19 protein-coding genes and 2 pseudogenes are annotated in these 19,329 nt (G+C 72.0%); 8 read left to right on the forward strand and 13 right to left on the reverse strand.

Going from position 1 to position 19,329, the window contains the following annotated elements; translation table 11 throughout:
* Positions 1-147 precede the first annotated feature (147 nt).
* From FXF65_RS12370 to FXF65_RS12405, 8 genes are all read right to left on the reverse strand, one after another.
* The gene (locus FXF65_RS12370) at positions 148-777 is read right to left on the reverse strand and encodes a 4'-phosphopantetheinyl transferase family protein (protein ID WP_187412243.1); all 630 of its coding nucleotides are present in this window, start codon (positions 775-777) and stop codon (positions 148-150) included.
* Positions 777-1,610: a metallophosphoesterase family protein gene (locus FXF65_RS12375; RefSeq protein WP_148349898.1), complete on the reverse strand. Its 834-nt coding sequence runs from the start codon at positions 1,608-1,610 to the stop codon at positions 777-779. The genes FXF65_RS12370 and FXF65_RS12375 overlap by 1 nt, the downstream gene beginning before the upstream one ends.
* An 80-nt stretch (positions 1,611-1,690) precedes the next feature.
* Positions 1,691-2,353, reverse strand: coding sequence for an NUDIX hydrolase (locus FXF65_RS12380; RefSeq protein WP_148349899.1), 663 nt, complete (start codon positions 2,351-2,353; stop codon positions 1,691-1,693).
* Positions 2,322-3,839 carry a hypothetical protein gene (locus FXF65_RS12385; protein ID WP_148349900.1) on the reverse strand — a complete coding sequence of 506 codons (1,518 nt, stop codon included), beginning with the start codon at positions 3,837-3,839 and terminating at the stop codon, positions 2,322-2,324. The genes FXF65_RS12380 and FXF65_RS12385 overlap by 32 nt, the downstream gene beginning before the upstream one ends.
* A 258-nt stretch (positions 3,840-4,097) precedes the next feature.
* Positions 4,098-4,466 carry a hypothetical protein gene (locus FXF65_RS12390; RefSeq protein WP_148349901.1) on the reverse strand — a complete coding sequence of 123 codons (369 nt, stop codon included), beginning with the start codon at positions 4,464-4,466 and terminating at the stop codon, positions 4,098-4,100.
* A 62-nt stretch (positions 4,467-4,528) separates the two neighbouring features.
* Positions 4,529-5,221: a hypothetical protein gene (locus tag FXF65_RS12395; RefSeq protein ID WP_148349902.1), complete on the reverse strand. Its 693-nt coding sequence runs from the start codon at positions 5,219-5,221 to the stop codon at positions 4,529-4,531.
* The gene (locus tag FXF65_RS12400; protein ID WP_148349903.1) at positions 5,218-5,817 is read right to left on the reverse strand and encodes an ABC transporter ATP-binding protein; all 600 of its coding nucleotides are present in this window, start codon (positions 5,815-5,817) and stop codon (positions 5,218-5,220) included. Before FXF65_RS12400 ends, FXF65_RS12395 begins: the two co-directional genes overlap by 4 nt.
* Positions 5,814-6,164 (reverse strand): hypothetical protein, encoded by a 351-nt coding sequence (locus tag FXF65_RS12405; protein WP_148349904.1) that lies wholly within the window; start codon positions 6,162-6,164, stop codon positions 5,814-5,816. The genes FXF65_RS12400 and FXF65_RS12405 overlap by 4 nt, the downstream gene beginning before the upstream one ends.
* Positions 6,165-6,304: 140 nt before the next feature.
* On the opposite strand from FXF65_RS12405, the gene FXF65_RS12410 reads away from it, so the two are divergent.
* The gene (locus tag FXF65_RS12410) at positions 6,305-8,956 is read left to right on the forward strand and encodes an ATP-binding protein (RefSeq protein ID WP_187412244.1); all 2,652 of its coding nucleotides are present in this window, start codon (positions 6,305-6,307) and stop codon (positions 8,954-8,956) included.
* Positions 8,957-8,971: 15 nt separating this feature from the next.
* On the opposite strand, the gene FXF65_RS12415 is transcribed toward FXF65_RS12410, so the two are convergent.
* Positions 8,972-9,739, reverse strand: a complete 768-nt coding sequence (locus FXF65_RS12415) for a YggS family pyridoxal phosphate-dependent enzyme (RefSeq protein ID WP_148349906.1) — start codon at positions 9,737-9,739, stop codon at positions 8,972-8,974.
* A gap of 43 nt (positions 9,740-9,782) precedes the next feature.
* Here FXF65_RS12415 and FXF65_RS12420 point away from each other — a divergent pair, with 43 nt between their 5' ends.
* Entirely contained in the window at positions 9,783-11,132 is a 1,350-nt protein-coding gene (locus FXF65_RS12420) for an aminotransferase class I/II-fold pyridoxal phosphate-dependent enzyme (RefSeq protein ID WP_187412245.1), read from the forward strand.
* Positions 11,133-11,143: 11 nt separating this feature from the next.
* On the opposite strand, the pseudogene FXF65_RS46215 reads toward FXF65_RS12420, so the two are convergent.
* A pseudogene (locus FXF65_RS46215) lies at positions 11,144-11,236 on the reverse strand (LuxR C-terminal-related transcriptional regulator); the annotation flags it as partial.
* Positions 11,237-11,563: 327 nt separating this feature from the next.
* Here FXF65_RS46215 and kdpF point away from each other — a divergent pair.
* From kdpF to FXF65_RS45240, 5 genes are read left to right on the forward strand one after another with little or no spacing between them, the layout of a single operon-like run.
* A complete protein-coding gene (kdpF, locus tag FXF65_RS45235; RefSeq protein ID WP_148349908.1) occupies positions 11,564-11,653 on the forward strand; it encodes a K(+)-transporting ATPase subunit F in 90 nt (29 codons plus the stop codon).
* Positions 11,653-13,317 (forward strand): potassium-transporting ATPase subunit KdpA, encoded by a 1,665-nt coding sequence (gene kdpA, locus FXF65_RS12440; RefSeq protein ID WP_148349909.1) that lies wholly within the window; start codon positions 11,653-11,655, stop codon positions 13,315-13,317. The genes kdpF and kdpA overlap by 1 nt, the downstream gene beginning before the upstream one ends.
* Positions 13,314-15,467, forward strand: a complete 2,154-nt coding sequence (gene kdpB, locus FXF65_RS12445; RefSeq protein WP_148349910.1) for a potassium-transporting ATPase subunit KdpB — start codon at positions 13,314-13,316, stop codon at positions 15,465-15,467. The genes kdpA and kdpB overlap by 4 nt, the downstream gene beginning before the upstream one ends.
* A 1-nt stretch (position 15,468) precedes the next feature.
* Positions 15,469-16,392 (forward strand): potassium-transporting ATPase subunit C, encoded by a 924-nt coding sequence (locus tag FXF65_RS12450; RefSeq protein ID WP_148349911.1) that lies wholly within the window; start codon positions 15,469-15,471, stop codon positions 16,390-16,392.
* Positions 16,393-16,413: 21 nt separating this feature from the next.
* Entirely contained in the window at positions 16,414-17,121 is a 708-nt protein-coding gene (locus FXF65_RS45240) for a TetR family transcriptional regulator C-terminal domain-containing protein (protein ID WP_425458746.1), read from the forward strand.
* Here the strand turns inward: FXF65_RS45240 and FXF65_RS12460 are convergent.
* A complete protein-coding gene (locus FXF65_RS12460) occupies positions 17,118-17,975 on the reverse strand; it encodes a universal stress protein (RefSeq protein WP_148349913.1) in 858 nt (285 codons plus the stop codon). The two genes, FXF65_RS45240 and FXF65_RS12460, sit on opposite strands and share 4 nt — an antisense overlap.
* 161 nt (positions 17,976-18,136) lie before the next feature.
* On the opposite strand from FXF65_RS12460, the gene FXF65_RS12465 reads away from it, so the two are divergent.
* Positions 18,137-18,559, forward strand: a complete 423-nt coding sequence (locus FXF65_RS12465; RefSeq protein ID WP_148349914.1) for a pyridoxamine 5'-phosphate oxidase family protein — start codon at positions 18,137-18,139, stop codon at positions 18,557-18,559.
* On the opposite strand, the gene FXF65_RS12470 is transcribed toward FXF65_RS12465, so the two are convergent.
* A complete protein-coding gene (locus FXF65_RS12470; RefSeq protein WP_222868520.1) occupies positions 18,556-19,032 on the reverse strand; it encodes a Crp/Fnr family transcriptional regulator in 477 nt (158 codons plus the stop codon). The two genes, FXF65_RS12465 and FXF65_RS12470, sit on opposite strands and share 4 nt — an antisense overlap.
* 79 nt (positions 19,033-19,111) lie before the next feature.
* A pseudogene (locus tag FXF65_RS12475) lies at positions 19,112-19,329 on the reverse strand (hypothetical protein); the annotation flags it as partial.

The following is a 19,329-nucleotide window of genomic DNA, read 5'->3' on the forward strand; positions in this document are numbered from 1 at the left end:
CACTCAGGATTGGAAAGGCGCGAACGTTCGCCAGAAAGCCACTATTCGGCAATCAAAACGCACGTTACCGAACTGCGGTGAGGGGTCACTACCCTTACCCACCCCTACCCCTGCTCGCGGTACCGGAGGCCCGCGGAGCGGGTGGGATCACATCACGACAATGGCGGTCATCAGCAGGCCGGAGGCGGTCGTCCAGCGTCCGGCGAAGCCGTCCGGCGGGATGCCCTCGCCGGGACGCGTCGCGGCCAGGATGCGCGCGGAAAAGGTCCCGTCGGGGCGCAGCACGATGTCGGCCTCGTCGAAATCGAGCCAGCGCCGGGTCAGCGGAAACCACGCTTTGTAGACGCTCTCCTTCGCGCTGAAGAGAAGCCTGTCCGCGTGGACGCCCGGGACGGTCCGGAGTTGCTCTTCGGGCAGCGCGATCGTCTCGAATACGCCCTTCGGCAACGGCGCGTCCGGTTCGGCGTCGATGCCTATGCTCCGCACCTCGCCCGCCCTCGCCACGGCCGCGGCTCGATAACCGTCGCAATGGGTCATGCTGCCGACGACGCCGTCCGGCCACTGCGGCGCGCCGCGCTCGCCCGGCAGGATCGGGCCGGGCGGGACGCCGAGTTCGGCCATGGCGCGCCGGGCGCACCACCGGGCGGTGGCGAACTCCCGGCGACGCTTGTCCACGGCCTGGCTGACCACGGCCTCCTCGGCGGGCAGCGGGCGCGCCTCGGGCGGGTCCCCGAACGCCTCCGCGACCGCCACGGCCGGGGGCAGGAGCTTCTCCATCAGGTCCGCGCGCCCGGGAAGACCCGCTTCAACCCCACCGGGCCGCCGCGCGGCCGCCATTCACGCGGATAACCCACGGAGACCTCCTCGAAACGCACGCCGTCCTGCCACAGAGTGCGCGGGATGTGCAGATGCCCGTAAACCACCGCGGCGGCGTTGTATTTCCTGTGCCAGTCGGCCGTGCGGTCGGTTCCGCACCACAGCGCGAACTCCGGATGGCGCAGGATCCTGGTCGGCTCGCGGACGAGCGGAAAATGATTGACCAGAACCGTGGGGAAAGCGGGATCCCGGACGGCGAGCCGCCTTTCGGTCAACTCGATCCGCGCCGCGCACCAATCGTCGACATTCCGGTACGGCTCGGGATGCAGAAGCACTTCGTCGGTGCACAGAACGCCCGCGTCGTTCGCGATCGCCAAAGCCTGGCTCTTCGACGCGGCGCCGCGCGGACGAAAGCTGTAATCGTAAAGCAGGAACAGCGGGACAATGGTCACCGGCCCGCCCGCACCCCGCCAGACGAGATACGGGTCTTCGGGGGTCGTCACGCCCAACCGCCGGCAGATGTCCACCAGACGCCGGTAGCGCCGCTCCCCGCGAAGTTGTACCGGGTCGTCGCGCGGTGTCCAGAGTTCATGGTTGCCCGGCGTCCAGATCACCGTGTCGAACCGTTCGCTCAGGACGCCCAGCGCCCATTCCACGTCCGCGGCGTATTCTCCGACGTCCCCGGCCACCAGCAGCCAATCGTCCGGCGACTCCGGGCGCAGCCGCTCGACGAGACTCCGGTTCTCCTCGAACGCCACGTGGAGATCGCTGACGGCCCACAGCGATCCGCTCATGAACAGCAGGCTACGCGCCGCGAATTCTCCCGCAACCCCAGAAAAGGGCCCACGACCCCTAACGGTTCCGACCCGCCCCCCTAGGGCAGCAGGCCGAGCCTCCGGGCGTGCAGGACCGCCCCCATCGTGAACGAGTCGGTCAGTTCGCCGCCCGCCAGCAGGGCGTCGAGCTCGTCCGCGGTGAACTGGCCGCGTTCGGTGATGGCCTCGTCCCGCGTTTCGTGCGGCGCGAGGGCCGGGAGCGTCGTGGCGTACAGGGTCGTCGCCATGGCGCTGAGCCCGCTGTCGACATGGATCATCCCGAGGCGCCGCAGCCCCTGGGGCGCGACGCCGAGCTCCTCGACCAGCTCGCGGTGGGCCGTCTCCTCCGGCGTCTCCCCCGGGTCGGAGAACCCGCGGGGGATCTCCCAGTGCCAGTCGCGCGTGGCGTGGCGGAAATGGCGGATCAGGACGACCCGCGCCCCGATGATGGGAAGGATCGCCGCGCCGCCGCTCTCCGCCCTCGCCAGCAGCCGGACGTAGCCGCCGACCTGGCCGTCCGGGAACCGCACCGGGTCGCGGACCAGCGTGACGAACGGATCCCGGTACTGGACGCCGTACGGCCCGCGTTCGGGCGACGCGTCCGCCACCGGCAGGATCTCGTAGCCCGCACCGGGCGGGTTGGCGAACAGGGCGGGCCGCTCCCGGCGGAGCCGCTCGTACGGGTCGTCGTCACTCGTCGGCGCCGCTGAGGTCCCTGCCATTGGGGGGAGGACTCCATTTCGGATGGTCGGAGAGGCTCTTGATCAGTTCCAGGGCGGCGTTGTGCGGGTTGGCGAGGCGCAGTTCGAGGATCTTGACGCTGTTGTCGACCTGCTCCCGGGAACGGGACTCGACGAGCCGCCCGACGCCGATCCGCACCGCTACGTTGACGATACCGCGACCGACGAGGGCGCTCAGGTCGCCGACCACGGCGTGGACGATCGAACTGTCGGGCAGGAACACCACGTTGACCGTCAGCGTGCCGATGTCGAAGGCAAGCTGCACGATTCCCTGGACGCGGTTCTGCTGGGCCTGCTTCCGGCGGGCGAGCGAGATGCGCTCCGCCTCCCGGATCATCCGCTGGTAGGCGCCGACCACGGCGGGCGCGCCGCGCTCCTCGTCGACGAACGTCTCCAGCGACGGACCTTCGAGCAGCGCCGCCATGCTCTGCCGGTATTTGTTCCAGGTGCCGGTGCGGCGGACCCTCCACACGTCATCGAGGGAAAGCTCGTCGATGACGGGGACGGCCTGCAGAAGGTCGTTCACCGAATCGAAGGTCAGGTTCCGCACGAGCTGGATCAATTCGGCGGCGTCGACCTCATCGGCGTCCTCTTTGAGCAGCCGGACGTCCTCTTGAAGAGCGGACCGGCGCAGCGAGTCGGCCGGAGTCAGCGTATATGCCTGGAGGGTGTCTCCGAGATTGGTGTTGTACTTGAGGTCGACGATCTGCTTGGTGGCGAGTGCGAGCGGGTCGTCCCAGCGGTACAGCCTTTTGCTGTTGTCCGTCCCCTCCTGGGTGACGGCCTGCTGATAGAGGAATTCGCGGGTCACCTTCTCGCGCTGGTTCCCCTTTTCGAAGGCCAGGTTTCCGACCTCCACAAGCCGGTCGAAAAGAGCGCGCGCGCCGTCGTCGTCGAGGCCGAAGTCGCGTTTGAGACCGGAGGGCTCCATCTGGTTGAGGTTCTGGAAGTACTCGTGGAACTTCCGGAACATCCGCTGCACGGCCAGCTCGTTGCCCCGCGTGTCCCAGGACAGGCGCAGGCAGCCCATCTCGACGTCGGAGGCGACGCGCAGCCACGCCTCCCAGCCGCGCTCGTGCCGCGCGAACGCGGGCGGGACGACCGGCGAGTCCTCGAAGAGGAGGAACGGGATGATCGTCCTTTCCTCCACCATTCCCCGGAACGCCTCGTAGTCCTGGCTCTTCGGGTCGAGGAAATCCCGGAACACCTGGGGGTTGTTGTAGAAGTAGGCGCGGTTGACGACGGCCTTTTCGGCGTTGAGGAGTGTGCGCAGGTACTCCGTCCTGACCTGGCGGGCGTTCTCCTCTTCGATGGTCTTCGTGATGCGTCCGCGCTCTCTCGCCGCGGCGAGGAGCGACCGGCTGAGCCACTGGTTGTCGAGCGACTGGCTGATCGCCGTGATGTGCTTGACGACGGCGGGCGTCTCCAGCCGCTCGAAAGACACGGAACCGTCATGCGAGATCGTCATGGGTGCTCCCCCGACACGGACCGACCTGCGGAATCAATGCGTCCGACGGTCCTGTGGCACGGGGCGCGCGTCACCCGGCCGACATCGGACTTACGGCAACCGAACCTACCATCCTGACCAGGGCCGAGAACCGCATCCGCGAAACCGAATTGCCCACAACCACGGACCACATCACGGACCCATTCCGAGCCTTTCGTTTTTGGTCCTCTCCCATCGGTGTTACCGCCCGCCGATAGCGCGTCCTCGGCGCCCGTCCGGCTACCAGCACACCTCCAGGATCACCAGCCGGTGGCAGCTGTCGAGGGACGAGTTGCCGCCGCCCACGGACGGCACCGGCATGAACGGGGTGGTGCGGTCGCTGACGGTGTAGACCAGCGTGAACCCGCCATAGGTGAGGCCCAGCGCCAGGACGGTCACGGCGATGCCCGCGCCGATGCGCAGGCCGTGGAACCGTCCGGCCGTGCCGACCAGGGCGCCGAACGCGGCGCCGCCAGCGGCGGCGACGAGGCTGGTCGTCGGCGACTCGCCGATCGCGATCGTGATGAGGGCGCTGAGCACCGAACCGCAGACGGCCGCGAGCATGGCCACGGCCACGTTCGCTCCGGAGCGCGAGGATGTGTTCGTCACCGGGTCTCCTGGATGTGAGAGGCGGACCGTAATCCGCGAAGGACGGGCATGGGTTTCTCCGCTCAGGTTTCGGGCTGGGCGCGGGGGCGTCCGGCCGGTGGGACGAGGCGCACCCGGCGATGCCAGGTCACCAAGGCGATGGCGGTCAGTCCGCAGGCGTAGGCGATTCCGTGGATTACCAGCGGAAGCGCGGCGGGCGGCGGCACGGTCACGTCGGTGAAGCGCAGCAGCGCGTGGAACGGCAGGTAGGGGGCGAGCGCGCCGGGGACGGTCGGCGAGATCCCGGCCACGCCGATCAGGACGAGGGTCGCTTCGAGCTCGTGCGGCAGCAGCGCGGCGAGCGCCCAGCCGAGCGCGACCGCGACGAGCCCGCCGAGCGCGAGGCCGAGGAACAGGCGGCCCGGCCGGTCCGGGCGCGAGCAGACGAGGATGAGCGCGCCGAACGCGGCGGCGATCGCCAGGGCCAGGCCGAGCATGACCGCGAACCGGCCCGCGAGGATGTCGACCGCCCGGTATCCGGCCTGGACGAGCCGCGGGTCGACGCGGCGTCCGCCGAGGACGGCGAACAGCGCGGCGGCGCCGCTCGTCCAGCCCATGGCGAGGGCGCCCGCGCCGATCGCCCACGGCGCGCCGGACGCCCGCTCCGCGAGGTACCAGGTGGCGGGCAGGCCGAACAGCAGGCCGAGCGTGACCCAGCGGCGCGCGAGGTCGCGGCCCTGCATCTCGGCGATCGTCAGCCAGCGCCGGCGGCTCATGCGGGCAGCTCGATCGCCCGGTCGACCCGCCACAGCTCGGCGAGCAGGTGGGTGACGACGACCACGGCGCGGCGCTCGTCCCGCCACGCGTTCACCGACTCCCAGAAGTCGACGTAGGCGCCGTGGTCGAAGCCCTGGTAGGGCTCGTCGAGGAGGAGGACGGCGGGGTCGCCGAGCAGGGCGAGCGCCAGGTTCAGCTTCTGCCGGCCCCCGCCCGACAGCCGCCGGACCGGGACCCGCCGCTGCTCGGTGAGCCCGAAGTCGGCGAGGATCCGGGCGCCGTCCTCGACCGCGCGGGCCGCGTCCCAGCCCGCCGCCCGGCCGAACAGGACGAGGTGGTCGCGGACGGTGAGCCGCTCCATGAGCTGCGGCTCCTGCGGGCAGTAGCCGACCCGCCCGTCCCGCGTCACCCGCCCCGAGTCGGGACGGAGCAGGCCCGCGCAGATGCGCAGCAGGGTGGTCTTGCCCGTCCCGTTCTCGCCGACGACCGCGACCACCTCGCCGGGACGGACGGTCAGCGCGGCCCGCTCCAGGACGACCCGGCGGCGGAACCGCTTGCCGATGCCGGAGGCGGTCAGCGCGGGCCCGCTCCTCATGCCCGCGCCGCCCGCCGGAGCGACGTCAGCGTGAGCCCGAGCCCCGCGACGGTCAGCGCGATGCCCGTGCCGACCGCGGCGTAGACCCAGCCGGGCGCGCCGATGAAGTACGCGGGGACGCCGAACGCCAGCGCCGACGTCAGCCTGCTCGCGACGACCAGCACGACGCCGCTCCGGCGTCCGCGCCAGGCGGCCACCGCGCCCACGCAGGTGAGGAACCCGGCCGTGGCGGTCCCGATCGCGACGCCCACGGGGGGCGGGTCACTCTGGCCGAGCGCGATGACGCCGTCGAGGTCGAGGACGGCGGACAGGACGCAGAGCAGGAGCCCGAGCTGATAGCGGTTCATGGGTCGTCCCTTCGATGTGGTGCGGCGTGCTCGCGGAACACGGCCGACTGCGGACGGTCACCCGCCTTTCCATGGCGACGACGCTAGGAATCGGGCACGCTACGCACATCTGGGAAACCACTCAGCGAGGTACTCAACCGATGTTCGTGGGGCGCGAACGGGAGCTCGCCTTCCTGCGGGAACGCCTCGCCGAGGCGCTGGACGGCGAGGGCGGCGTCGTCCTCGTCGAGGGCGAGGCCGGGGCGGGGAAGACGGCGCTGGTGCACGCGCTCGTCCGGGAGGCGCGGGCGGACGGCGTCCGGACGGCATGGGGCGGCTGCCTGGAGGGCGACGGCGCGTCGCCCTACCGGCCGTGGGCGCAGCTCTCCCGCGCGCTCCGGCTCCCCGGCCTGGACCTGTCCGGTGCGAGCCGGCCGCGTCTGTTCGACCACGTCGTCCAGGTGCTGCGGGACGCCGCGCCGCCCGGGCTGCTGCTGGTGATCGACGACCTGCACTGGGCCGACCCGTCCTCGCTGGCGCTGCTCCAGGTGGCGGCGGAGGTCGCGGACGTCCCGCTGCTGCTCGCCGGCCCGTACCGGGGGCCGGGCCCGTCGCCCGCGCTGCGTTCGGTGCTGCGGGAGCGGGCCTGCTCGCACATCGCGCTCGGCGGGCTGAGCCCCGGCGAGGTCGGACGGCTCGCGGCGGGCACCCTCGGCCACGACCTCGGCGGCGCGGAGGTCGCCGGGCTGCGCCGCAGGTCGGGCGGGAACCCGCTGTACGTCCTCGAACTGCTGCGGCTGATGCGCGTCACCGGGTCCGGCGCGGGGCTGCCGCGCGGCGTGCGCGAGGTGATCGAGCAGCGCGTCGACCGGCTGGCCTGCGCGGACGTGCTGCGCGAGGCCGCCGTGCTCGGCCAGGAGTTCGCCCTGGCCGTGTTCACCGCCGTGACCGGCTCACCGCCCGATGTCCTGGACGAGGCCGTCGCGGCGGGCCTCGTCGAACTCGACGAGGGGACGGCGCGGTTCTTCCACTCGCTCGTCCAGGAGACGCTCTACGCCCGGCTCGGCGGCGCGGACCGGCGGCGGCTGCACGCCCGCGCCGCCGAGGCGCTCCGGCCGGACGGCATGATCGAGGCGGTCGCGCACCACCTCCGTCAGGCCGGCGACCGGGACCGGGCCCTCGACGCCACGCTCGCCGCGGCCCGGCACGCCGAGGCCCGCTCCGCCTACGAGTCGGCGGCGGCGCAGTACCGGGCCGCGCTCGCGCTCCCGGCGGCGGGGCCGCGCCGGGCGGAGCTGCTCATCGCGCTCGCCCGCTGCCAGTTCCGGTCGGGGGACATGGAGGAGGCGTGGGGGCACTGCGCCGAGGCCGCCGACCTCGGGCGCGCGTCCGGCGACGCCCGGATCATCGCGGACGCCGCGACCGCGCCGCGCGCCGACTACTTCTCGGGGCTGACCGGGCGGGTCCACGCGTTGTGCGAGGAGGCGCTCCCGCTGCTCGCGGGCACGGATCCCGTCCGCGAGACGCGGCTGCTCGCCCAGCTCGCGATCACCGCCGACCCGTGGCAGGCGGACGCGGTGGCGGGCCTCGGTGAACGCGCGCTCGCCGCCGCCGAGGCCACCGGCGACCCGGACGCGCTGCTGCTGGCGTTGGAAGCCCGGCACACCGAGCTGGTCCACCCGCGGCACGTCGAGCGGAGGCTCGCGCTGTGCGAGCAGGCCGTCCGGCAGGGCCCGGAATGCGCGCTGTGGGGGCGGTTCTGGCGGCTGTCCGCCTTCACCGAACTGGGACGGCGGGTGGAGTTCGACACCGAACTGGCGGCGCTCGGCAGGCTCGTCGCCCAGTCCGGCGAGCCGCTGTGGCGCTGGCGGCACACGTTGTCCCTGGCGTCGCTGGCGTTCCTTGAGGGCCGCTTCGACGACGGCCGCGCCCGGGTCGCGGAGGCGCGGACGATCGGCCGCCGCTGCGGCCACGAGGGCGCCGAGTTCCTGGACCTGATCTTCACCGCGCACGACGCCGTCCTCACCGGCACCGGGCTCGCGGAGGTGGAGCCGCGGGTCCGCCGCTTCACCGAGCAGGGGCCGTTCTTCGCCCGCGCCTGGCACGCGCTCCTGCTCGCCAGCCTCGGGCGGGTGGACGACGCGTCCCGGATCTGGCACGGGCTCGTCCCGCATCTGGGCCGGGTTCCGGAGCGGAGCCCGGAATGGCTCGTCATCGCCGTCGGCAACGCCGACCTGCTGAGCCTGCTCGGCGAGACGGCCGGGGCGCGGGAGCTGTACGAGAGGCTGCTGCCTTACGCCGGCGTCCAGTCCGGTGGCGCCGCCGCCCACACCCCGTGGGGCACGCCCGTCGCCCTCCAGCTCGGACGGCTCGCGCTCCTGCTCGCCGACTGGACGGCCGCCGAGACCCATCTGACCAGCGCGCTCGCCCAGAGCCAGGCGATCAACTCCGCGCCCTACCAGGCCCTCGCGCACCTGGAACTGGCGCGGCTGTGCCTCGCCCGCGGGGCGCCCGGCGACCCGCGTTCCGCCGCCGCGCACCGCGAGCGGTGCCATCGCGAGGCGGCGCGGCTCGGCATGCGCCCGCTCGCCGAGCGGGCGGCGGCGCTTCGCGGAAAGGACGGCGGGACGCCGTTGTCGAAACGGGAGCAGCAGATCGCCGCGCTCGTCGCCGACGGCCTCACCAACCGGCAGATCGCCGCGCGCCTCCACCTCTCGGAACGGACGGTCGAGAACCACGTCTCGCACATCCTCACGAAGCTAGGCGTGAATAACCGCGCGCATATCGCCACCTGGCACGCCACCAACGCTTAGCTTTCGCCTAGACGCCTATCTGCCATTGGTGGCGCCGGGCCAGTAATGGCCGTCCGCGACGGGCCGTGCGCCGAAGATCGCCTGGCCTACGCGGACGACCGTGGCGCCCTCCTCGATGGCCGTCTCGTAGTCGCCGGACATGCCCATCGACAACTCCCCCGGCCCGACCAGGTCGAGGTCACGTGCCTGGTCGCGGAGCGTACGCAGGAGACGGAAGCAGGTGCGGACCCGTTCGGTGTCCGGGGTGAAGACGGCGAGGGTCATCAGGCCCTGGACGTTCAGCGCCGCGTATTCCGGAAGCCTTTTCAGGAATGGGATGAGCTCTTCCGGCGGCAGGCCGTATTTCGAGTCCTCGGCGGAGGTGTTCACCTGGACGAACACGTCCAGGCTCCGGCCCGCCGCCTGGAGCCGCCGGTCCAGCGCCTCGGCGGCTCGCAGATTGTCGAGTGCCTGGAATTCGTCGGCGAACGCGGCGACGTCCTTGGCCTTGTTGGTCTGCAAATGGCCGATCACCGACCACGAGACGTCGAGGTCGGCCAGGTTCTGCCATTTCCGCTTCGCCTCCTGGACCTTGTTCTCGCCGAGCGTCCGGCAGCCCGCCTCGACGGCCAGGCGGATCCGCTCCTCCGGGACGGTCTTGCTGACCGGCAGCAGCCGCACCTCCGCGCCCGGACGCCCGGCCCGTCCGGCGGCGGCGTCGATACGCGCGCGGACCGCGTCGAGGTTGCGGGCGAAGTCGGCGACGCTCTCGGCCTTCGGATACCGCTGCGGCTCATCTGGCATAGGACAAAAGCTAACATGTCCCATGCCAGGACCAGGAGGCGGCATGGAGACCAGCGGCGTGGACATCAGCGGCACGGAGATCAGCGGCACGGAGATCACCGGGCGGACGGCGGGCGAGATCGCGGCGAGCGTGCGCGCCCTCGCGGACGCGGGAGAACTCGTCCCCGGCACGCCCCTGCCGCCGGTGCGGCGGCTCGCCGAACGGCTCGGCGTGAACCGCAACACGGTCATGGCCGCGTACCAGCGGCTCGTTCAGGCGGGCGTGGCCGAAACGCGGCGGCGCGCCGGAACCGTGATCGCGGACCCGGCCGCCGCCGCCGTCGAGCAGGAGGGCTTCGCCGCCGGGAGCCCGCTCCGCGACGTGGGCAGCGGCAACCCCGACCCGGCCCTGCTCCCCGATCCGTTCGGCGTGCGTCCGGCGCGGGGCGAAGCCGTGCTGTACGGAGAACGCACGACCGATCCTGGGCTGGCACGGTGGGCGCATCGGTGGCTGGAGTCCGACCAGCCCCGCGAAATGCGCCTCACAGTGACGGCGGGTGCCGTGGACGCGGTCGAGCGGCTGCTCGCCCAAGCCCTGACGCACGGTGATTCGGTCGCCCTGGAAGACCCCTGCTTCCTGGCGAGCATCAATACCGTCCGGCTGGCGGGATATCGCCCGGTCGCCGTCCCCGTAGACGCGGACGGAATGACGGCCGACGGGCTCCATGCCGCGCTGCAACGGGGTGTGCGCGCGGTGGTGTGCACACCGCGTGCGCATAACCCGACCGGGGTGAGCCTTTCCGCCGCACGCGCAAAGGAACTCCGCGCCGTTCTTTCCGGGCACCCTCACGTCCTGGTCATCGAGGACGACCATTTCTCCATGCTGTCCAATGCGCGCTATCGCAGCATCATCGATCCCGGGCATGCGCGCTGGGCGCTGGTGCGGTCGGTGTCGAAGTTCCTCGGACCCGACCTCCGCCTCGCCCTCGTCGCCAGCGACCCGCACACGGCGGACCGTCTCGCGACCCGCATCGGCCCCGGACGCACCTGGACGAGCCACCTCCTGCAACGCCTGACCGCCTCGCTGCTCACCGACCCGTCCGCGCTAGCCCTCGTCGACCGGGCCCGCGCGCACTACGCCGACCGCAACACCCGGTTCGCCGAACTGCTGGACGCACGCGGCATCGACATCCGTCCCGGCGACGGCCTCAGCCTCTGGATACCGGTCGGCGCGAACAACGCCGGGACGGTGTCCGAGCGGCTGCTGCGCCGGGGCTGGCTCGCCCGGACCAGCGACCGCTTCGCGCTCGACCGTCCGGCCGCCGCCGGACACCTGCGGCTCACCGTCCACCACCTGGGCGACGAGCACGCCGCACTGCTGGCCGACGACCTCGTCGAGGCCGTCGCCGGGTAGAGCCGGTCCGCGATCTGCTTGTTCGTCATGCCTCCCGCGATGAGTGTGAGCACCTCCCGTTCTCGGCCGGTGAGCTGCGGAAGCGGACCGTCCGCCCGTCGGATCCGGGGATCGTCGGCGTCATGCCTTCACGCTGTCACGGCCTACTGACAGAACGGCGCGTCCGGAATTGCGGCGCACGTCGGCGGCGCGTCAAGATCCGCGGGCTCGGCGTCAGGAACCCGTCAAGATCTCCAGTTCACCGCAGAAAGGCGAATTTACTCCCACTGAGTCCGAAATAGCCGGGCTTGTTCGGGACGGCGCGGAGCAGCCGTCCCAGCGCCGGAGTTCGACAGAGGTGGCGATCCCGAAATGAGCGACCTGGCCTTCGTCCTGCTGACCGTGGCGGTCTTCGCCGCGCTCGGCCTGCTGGTGAAGGGCGTGGAGAGACTGTGACCGCCGTGAACGCGACCGGGCTGGTGCTGGCGGTGCTGCTGATCGGCTTCCTGGTGGCCGCGCTGCTGTTCCCGGAGCGGTTCTGATGAGCCCGACACTGGCGGGGATCCTGTTCCTCGGGTCCCTGGTGCTCGCCGTGGTCGCGGTGCACCGGCCGCTGGGCGACTACATGTTCCGCGTGTACACCGGACGGTCCCACAACCGGGTGGAGCGCGGCGTCTACCGGCTGATCGGCACCGACCCGGACGCGGAGCAGACCTGGGGCGCCTACGCGCGCGGCGTCCTGGCGTTCTCCGTGGCCGGAGTCCTGTTCCTCTATCTGCTCCAGCGGGTGCAGCAGCATCTCCTGCTGAGCCTCGGAATGGACCCGGTGAAGCCGGACCAGGCGTGGAACACGGCGGTCAGCTTCGTCACCAACACCAACTGGCAGTCGTACTCGGGCGAGTCGACGATGGGCCATCTGGTGCAGATGGCGGGGCTCGCGGTGCAGAACTTCGTGTCCGCGGCCGTGGGAATGGCGGTCGCCATCGCGCTGGTGCGCGGATTCGCGCGCAAGAAGAGCCCGCACCTCGGCAATTTCTGGGTGGATCTGACGCGCGGCTCGCTGCGTATTCTCCTGCCGATCGCGTTCGTCGGCGCGGTCGTGCTGGTCGCGGGCGGGCTCGTCCAGAACTTCCACGACGGGACGACGATCAGCACGCTGACCGGCGGCTCCCAGACCATCACCGGCGGTCCCGTCGCGAGCCAGGAGGTCATCAAGGAACTCGGGACGAACGGCGGCGGCTTCTACAACGCCAATTCCGCGCACCCGTTCGAGAACGGCACCGCCTGGACGAACTGGCTGGAGATCTTCCTCATCCTGCTGATCCCGTTCGCGCTGCCGCGCACGTTCGGCCGGATGGTCGGGCAGAAGCGGCAGGGCTACGCGATCGCCGCGGCGATGGGCGTCATCGCGATGGCGAGCGTCGTCCTGACGATGGTGTTCCAGGGCGTCCACCACGGAACGGTCCCGACGGCGGCGGGAGCGGCGACCGAGGGGACGGAGACCCGGTTCGGCGTCCTGAACTCGGCGGTGTTCGCCACCGCGACGACGCTGACCTCGACCGGCGCCGTCGACTCCTTCCACGACTCGTACACGAGCCTCGGCGGCATGATGACGATGTTCAACATGATGCTGGGCGAGGTCGCGCCCGGCGGCGTCGGGTCCGGCCTGTACGGGATGCTGGTCCTCGCGGTGATCACCGTGTTCGTGGCGGGGCTGATGGTCGGCCGGACGCCGGAGTACCTGGGCAAGAAGATCGGCTCCCGCGAGATCAAGTTCGCCGCGCTGTACTTCCTGATCACACCGATCCTGGTGCTGGCCGGGACCGCCGTGGCGATGGCGACGCGCGACGGCCGGGCGGGCATGCTCAACACCGGCCCGCACGGGCTGTCCGAGGTGCTCTACGCGTTCACGTCGGCGTCCAACAACAACGGCTCGGCGTTCGCGGGGCTGACGGTCAACACCGTCTTCTACGACACGGCGCTCGGCCTGTGCATGGCGCTCGGCCGCTTCATGCCCATCGTCTTCGTCCTCGCGCTGGCCGGTTCGCTGGCCGGGCAGGGCCGCGTCCCGGCGTCGAAGGGGACGCTGCCGACGCACCGCGCGCAGTTCGTCGGCATGGTCGCCGGCGTGACCGTCGTCCTTGTCGCCCTCACGTTCCTGCCCGCGCTCGCGCTCGGGCCGCTCGCCGAAGGAATCCACCGATGACCACCCAGGCCGTTCAGAAGGCCGCCGGGCCACCAGCGCCGCAGCGCGACCGCCGCCGTGTGCAGGGCGGGCTCCTCGACCCGAGACTGCTGGTCGCGTCGCTGCCGGACGCGCTCCGCAAGCTCGACCCGCGCACCCTCTGGCGCACGCCCGTGATGCTGATCGTCGAGGTCGGCGCGGTGTGGACGACCGTCCTCGCCGCGCTGGACCCGACCGTGTTCGGCTGGCTGATCGTGGTGTGGCTGTGGCTGACCGTCCTGTTCGCGAACCTGGCGGAGGCGGTCGCGGAGGGACGCGGCAAGGCGCAGGCCGAGGCGCTGCGCCGGACGAAGGCCGACGTCACCGCCCGCCGCCTCACCGGCCCGGACCGGCGGGAGGAGCGGGTCGGGGCGTCCGAGCTGCGGCCGGGCGACCTCGCGGTGGTCGAGGCGGGCGAGATCGTCCCGGGCGACGGGGACGTGGTCGAGGGCATCGCCAGCGTGGACGAGTCCGCGATCACCGGCGAGTCCGCGCCGGTGATCCGGGAGTCGGGCGGCGACCGGTCCGCGGTGACCGGCGGCACGAAGGTGCTGTCCGACCGGATCGTCGTCAAGATCACCCAGAGGCCCGGCGAGTCGTTCATCGACCGGATGATCGCGCTGGTGGAGGGCGCGAACCGGCAGCGGACGCCGAACGAGATCGCGCTGAACATCCTGCTCGCCGCGCTCACGGTGATCTTCCTGCTGGCGGTGGCGACGCTCCAGCCCCTCGCCATCTACGCCAAGTCCGGGAACCCCGGCATCGGGGACACGGCGGCGCTGGACGCGCACGGTGTGACCGGGATCGTGCTGGTGTCGCTGCTGGTCTGCCTGATCCCGACGACGATCGGCGCGCTGCTCTCGGCGATCGGCATCGCGGGGATGGACCGGCTCGTCCAGCGGAACGTCCTCGCCATGTCCGGGCGCGCCGTGGAGGCGGCGGGCGACGTCAACACCCTCCTGCTCGACAAGACCGGCACGATCACGCTGGGCAACCGGCAGGCGGCCGAGCTCGTCCCGGTGAAGGGCGTGACGGGCGCGCGGCTCGCGGACGCGGCGCAGCTCTCCAGCCTCGCCGACGAGACCCCGGAGGGACGCTCGGTGGTCGTGTTCGCGAAGGAGCGGCACGGCCTGCGCGAGCGGACGCCGGGCGAACTCGGCCACGCGACCTGGGTCCCGTTCAGCGCGCAGACCCGGATGTCGGGGGTGGACCTGGAGGCGTCCGGGGACGCCCCCGCGCGGATGCTCCGCAAGGGCGCCGCCTCGGCCGTCGCGGACTGGGTCGGGGGGCACGGCGGGACGGTCCCGTCCGAGCTCGGCGCGATCGTCGAGGGGATCTCGGCGTCCGGCGGGACCCCGCTGGTCGTCGCCGAGCACGCGCACGGCCGGGCCCGCGTCCTCGGGGTGATCCACCTCAAGGACATGGTGAAGGAGGGCATGCGGGAGCGGTTCGACGAGATGCGCCGGATGGGCATCCGCACCGTGATGATCACCGGCGACAACCCGCTCACCGCGAAGGCCATCGCCGACGAGGCCGGGGTCGACGACTTCCTCGCCGAGGCCAGGCCCGAGGACAAGCTCGCGCTGATCAAGCGCGAGCAGGAGGGCGGCCGGCTCGTCGCGATGACCGGCGACGGCACCAACGACGCGCCCGCCCTCGCCCAGGCCGACGTCGGCGTCGCCATGAACACCGGGACCTCTGCCGCCAAAGAGGCCGGGAACATGGTCGACCTGGACTCCGACCCGACCAAGCTCATCGAGATCGTCGAGATCGGCAAGCAACTTCTCATCACGCGCGGCGCGCTGACGACGTTCTCCATCGCCAACGACATCGCCAAGTACTTCGCCATCATCCCGGCGATGTTCATGGCGCTGTTCCCGGGCCTGGACGCGCTGAACGTGATGCGCCTGCACAGCCCGCAGTCGGCGATCCTGTCCGCCGTCGTGTTCAACGCGCTGGTCATCGTCGCGCTGATCCCGCTCGCGCTGCGCGGCGTCCGGTACTCGCCGGGGAGCGCGTCCAAGCTGCTGTCGCGCAACCTCTGCCTGTACGGGATCGGCGGGATCGTCACCCCGTTCATCGGCATCACGCTCATCGACCTGTTCGTTCGGTACCTTCCGGGGATGTCCTGACATGTTCAATCTCTCGTGGGTCCGGCGGCACCTGGCGGCCGTCCGCGCCCTCCTCGTGTTCACCGTCGTGCTCGGCGTCCTGTACCCGCTCGCCGTGTTCGGCGTCGCGCAACTGCCCGGCCTGCACGGCAAAGCAGAAGGTTCGCTCGTCACGTCCGAGGGCCGGACGGTCGGCAGCGCGCTCATCGGGCAGTCGTTCACCGACAAGGACGGAAATCCGCTCAAGCAGTACTTCCAGAGCCGTCCGTCCAACGCCGGGGACGGCTACGACCCGACCGCCACGTCCGCGAGCAACCTCGGCCCGGAGGACATCGTCGACACGCTGCCCGACCCGAAACTCCTCGCGGCGGGCAAGGAGGACGAGAACGCGAAGCAGAGCCTGCTCACGCAGGTCTGCGAGCGCAGCAAGTCCATCGGGGAACTCGACGGGGTGAGCGGTGCGCGCCCGTTCTGCGCGCCGAGCGGGGTCGGCGCCGTCCTCGCGGTGTTCGGCGAGCGGACCACGGGCGGGGACGTCCCGCACCCGACCCGCGTCGTCAGCCTGAACGAGCAGGAAGGCGTCGTCAGAGCGCCGTTCGTCGCCGCGTACAAGGGCGTTCGCGTTGAGCTGGCCCGGTACGGCGAGGACTACGCGACGGGCTTGGTCGTGCCCGTCCGAGGGGACGCGCCCGCCGACCCGGCCGTCCCGCCGGACGCGGTGACCGCGAGCGGCAGCGGCCTCGATCCGCACATCTCCCCCGCCTACGCGCGGCTCCAGACCGCCCGCGTCGCCACGGCGCGCGGCATCCCGTCCGCCCGAGTCGCAGAGCTGGTCAAACAGCACACCGGCGGGCGGGCGGTCGGCTTCATGGGCGAACCGGCGGTGAACGTCCTCGAACTCAACCTCGCACTGGACCGGCAGTTCCCCTTCCGGGATCGGCCGTGACCCTGCGCTGCCGACGAGCTGCTGTCCGCGCCCGGCACCGCCGCCGAACGCGTCACCGCGTATCTGCGCCGGGAACGGGACGTCCTGCGCGGCTGCCCCGTCGGACGGCTCACCCAGGACCCGGACGTCATGGCCACGCCCGCCCTCCGCGCGCCGGTCGAGGAGACGTTCACCTGGCTGCGCGCCCGGCTGGCCGAAGTCCTCCAGGAGGGAGTGGATCGCGGGGAACTGAAGCCCTCGGTGAATGCCGTGGCCACCGCGTCCGCGATCGTCGCCTGCCTCCAGGGCGGATACGTCCTGGCCCGCGCCGCCGACTCCACCGAGCCGTTCGACCAGGCCATCGCGGGCATCCTCGCGCTGCTCGACGCACACGCCGTCCGCGCCGCGTCCCCGATCAAGCGCACCGTCGTCCTTGACCAGCTTCTGGCGGAACCTCAGGACACGCATCGGGTCGAGGTCCGCCGCATCACCATCGCTCCCGGCCACGCGGGCGGGCTCCATGTGCACAACGGTCCGGTGTTCGGCAGCGTCGAGACCGGCTCGGCGGTCTATCAGATCGATGGTGACGCGGCGTCGGTGCTCCGTCCCGGGGACGTGTTCTACGAGCCCGCGGGCGTCCGCATAGCGCGGTTCGACGCGCGGGACGAGGGCGTGACGTTCCTCGGCTACTTCCTCCTCGCCGCCGGTGAGACGCCCGAGATCACGTTCCCCGAGGCGGAGAACGGCTAGGCGTCCCCGTTCGGACGCGGCTCGTGGACGACCACCACCGGGCACGAGGCGTGCTCGACCAGCGCCTGGCTCACCGAGCCGAGCAGCAGCCCGCGGAAGCCGCCGAGGCCCCGCGACCCGACGACGAGCAGCCGCGCGTCCGCCGCTGCCGCGAGCAGCACCTCGCGCGGCGAGCCCGACACGACCTCGGCCCGGACGTCCACGCCGGGGTGGCGCTCGCGCATCGGGATCATCAGCCGGGCCTGCCGCGCCTCCGCCGCCGCGCGCATGCCGTCCTCGTCCGCGAGCGGCGGGAGGTCCTTCACCGGGACCGACTCCCACGCGGTCACGGCGTGGACGGAGTGCCCGCGCGCGTCCGCCTCGGCGAAGGCCAGCTCCAGCGCGGACCGGGACGCGGCCGAGCCGTCCACGCCGACCACGACGCGCCCCGGCCCGGCGTCGAGGTCGCCCCGGACGATCACGACCGGGCACGCGGCGTGCGCGGCGACCTGCGCGCTGACCGAGCCGAGCACGAGCCCGGCGAACCCGCCGAGACCGCGCGGGCCCAGCACGATGAGGTCGGCGCTCCGTCCCACGTCGATCAGTTCGGCGGCGGCCGGGCCGCGCGCGAGGACGCCCCGCACCGACAGCTCGGGCGCCGCCCTGCGGACGTGCTCGACGCCCTCGTCCACGATCTCCTGCCCGAGCGCCTGCAAGTCGACGACGGGCACGGCGACCGGGCCGCCGACGTAGACGTTCCACGCGTGCAGCACGGTCAGCGGGACGCCCCGCGCCCGCGCCTCCCCGGCCGCCCAGTCCAGCGCCTGCACGCCCTTCTTCGAACCGTCGTAGCCGACCACGACACCGGTGATCATCAGTCCCGCACCTCCCGTTTCTCGGCCTTGCGGCCCACTTTCACCCTGCCCCGGACGACGCCGTCCGAAGAGAGGCGTCGGTCCAGATCAGCGGGGACCTTCGGCCCTTCCCGGGACCTTGGTCCCTAACGCGCCGCGCGGCGGGGCGGCACGCTGGACGCATGAAGCTCGACCAGAGCGGCCTGGAGATCCTCGACCGGGACGAGTGCCGCGCTCTCCTCAGCCGCGCCGCGATCGGACGGATCGTCTTCACCCACCAGGCGCTGCCCGCCGTCCAGCCGGTCAACTTCATCCTCAGCCGGGGCGACATCGTGTTCCGGACGGCCGGGACGTCGCGGCTCGCCACGGCCGCCGCCGACACGATCGTCGCCTTCGAGATCGACGACTTCGACACCGCCGCCCGGACGGGCTGGTCGGTGGTCGTCGTCGGCCGCGCCCGCCGCGCCACCGACCCCCGCGAGATCGCCGCGCTGGCCGCCCTCCCGCTGGAGAGCTGGGCGCCGGGCACGCGCGACACCTTCATCCGGATCCACCCCGAGCTGATCACCGGGCGCCGGATCGGCGACGGCGCGCTCGCGTCCTAGGGCGTCGCCGGGGCCCCGGCCGCGGACAGTTCCAGCAGCCTCGCCTGCGTCGCCTCAAGCCTTCGCACTACCAACTCGGCGAAGCGGCGCGTCAGCTCGTACCCCATGGCCGGGTCGACCGCGCAGAGCGTCCGGACGAGCCGCCCGTCGAACTCGATCGCCCGGACCGGCGTCCCGGCGACCCCGCCGAACCGCCATTCGTACGGGCGGAACAGCCACGACCAGCCCAGCACGGACCCGGGGCCGTAGGTCTCGATGACGACCGCGCCGCGGCCGGGCGTGTCCAGGTCGACGGAGACGGTCCCGTCCTTGACGAGCCAGAACCGCTCCGCGGGGTCGGACTGGCCGAAGACGCGCCGTCCCGCCGGAATCGCGACGTGCCGGGCGGCCTTCGCCAACCTGGCCAGGTCGGTGCTCCGCATGCCGCTCAGGAACGGCTCGCGCGCCAGGTCCGTACCGGTGACGATGCTCATCCGGTCCCCCTTTCGATTGCGGGAAAGGCGCCCACCGGAGGGCGGGCGCCTTTCCCGTCGAGTTTCGCGTCGAGGTCGCCTACTTCAGGATCGGGAGGCGTTGGACGAGGCGGGTGTCGCCCCACCAGCGTCCGAGGCCCAGGGTCTCGCCCGCGCCGACCAGCGCCAGGCCGACGATCAGCAGCGCGTAGATCAGGTGGTCGTCCATGAACAGGTTGTTGGCCGGGGGCAGGACGGCCGACCACATCATGACCAGCAGCGCGGCGCCCGCCACGGCGGCGATCCGCATCCCGATGC

It is taken from the genome of Actinomadura syzygii (assembly GCF_008085905.1).
Taxonomy (GTDB): domain Bacteria; phylum Actinomycetota; class Actinomycetes; order Streptosporangiales; family Streptosporangiaceae; genus Spirillospora; species Spirillospora syzygii.

Bases quoted from the DNA above. Each gene is read 5' to 3' on its own strand.
- FXF65_RS12370 (WP_187412243.1), bottom strand. From the start codon at position 777: ATGGAGAAGCTCCTGCCCCCGGCCGTGGCGGTCGCGGAGGCGTTCGGG.
- FXF65_RS12375 (WP_148349898.1), bottom strand. From the start codon at position 1,610: ATGAGCGGATCGCTGTGGGCCGTCAGCGATCTCCACGTGGCGTTCGAG.
- FXF65_RS12380 (WP_148349899.1), bottom strand. From the start codon at position 2,353: ATGGCAGGGACCTCAGCGGCGCCGACGAGTGACGACGACCCGTACGAG.
- FXF65_RS12385 (WP_148349900.1), bottom strand. From the start codon at position 3,839: ATGACGATCTCGCATGACGGTTCCGTGTCTTTCGAGCGGCTGGAGACG.
- FXF65_RS12395 (WP_148349902.1), bottom strand. From the start codon at position 5,221: ATGAGCCGCCGGCGCTGGCTGACGATCGCCGAGATGCAGGGCCGCGAC.
- FXF65_RS12400 (WP_148349903.1), bottom strand. From the start codon at position 5,817: ATGAGGAGCGGGCCCGCGCTGACCGCCTCCGGCATCGGCAAGCGGTTC.
- FXF65_RS12405 (WP_148349904.1), bottom strand. From the start codon at position 6,164: ATGAACCGCTATCAGCTCGGGCTCCTGCTCTGCGTCCTGTCCGCCGTC.
- FXF65_RS12410 (WP_187412244.1), top strand. From the start codon at position 6,305: ATGTTCGTGGGGCGCGAACGGGAGCTCGCCTTCCTGCGGGAACGCCTC.
- FXF65_RS12415 (WP_148349906.1), bottom strand. From the start codon at position 9,739: ATGCCAGATGAGCCGCAGCGGTATCCGAAGGCCGAGAGCGTCGCCGAC.
- FXF65_RS12420 (WP_187412245.1), top strand. From the start codon at position 9,783: ATGGAGACCAGCGGCGTGGACATCAGCGGCACGGAGATCAGCGGCACG.
- kdpA (WP_148349909.1), top strand. From the start codon at position 11,653: ATGAGCCCGACACTGGCGGGGATCCTGTTCCTCGGGTCCCTGGTGCTC.
- kdpB (WP_148349910.1), top strand. From the start codon at position 13,314: ATGACCACCCAGGCCGTTCAGAAGGCCGCCGGGCCACCAGCGCCGCAG.
- FXF65_RS12450 (WP_148349911.1), top strand. From the start codon at position 15,469: ATGTTCAATCTCTCGTGGGTCCGGCGGCACCTGGCGGCCGTCCGCGCC.
- FXF65_RS12460 (WP_148349913.1), bottom strand. From the start codon at position 17,975: ATGATCACCGGTGTCGTGGTCGGCTACGACGGTTCGAAGAAGGGCGTG.
- FXF65_RS12465 (WP_148349914.1), top strand. From the start codon at position 18,137: ATGAAGCTCGACCAGAGCGGCCTGGAGATCCTCGACCGGGACGAGTGC.
- FXF65_RS12470 (WP_222868520.1), bottom strand. From the start codon at position 19,032: ATGAGCATCGTCACCGGTACGGACCTGGCGCGCGAGCCGTTCCTGAGC.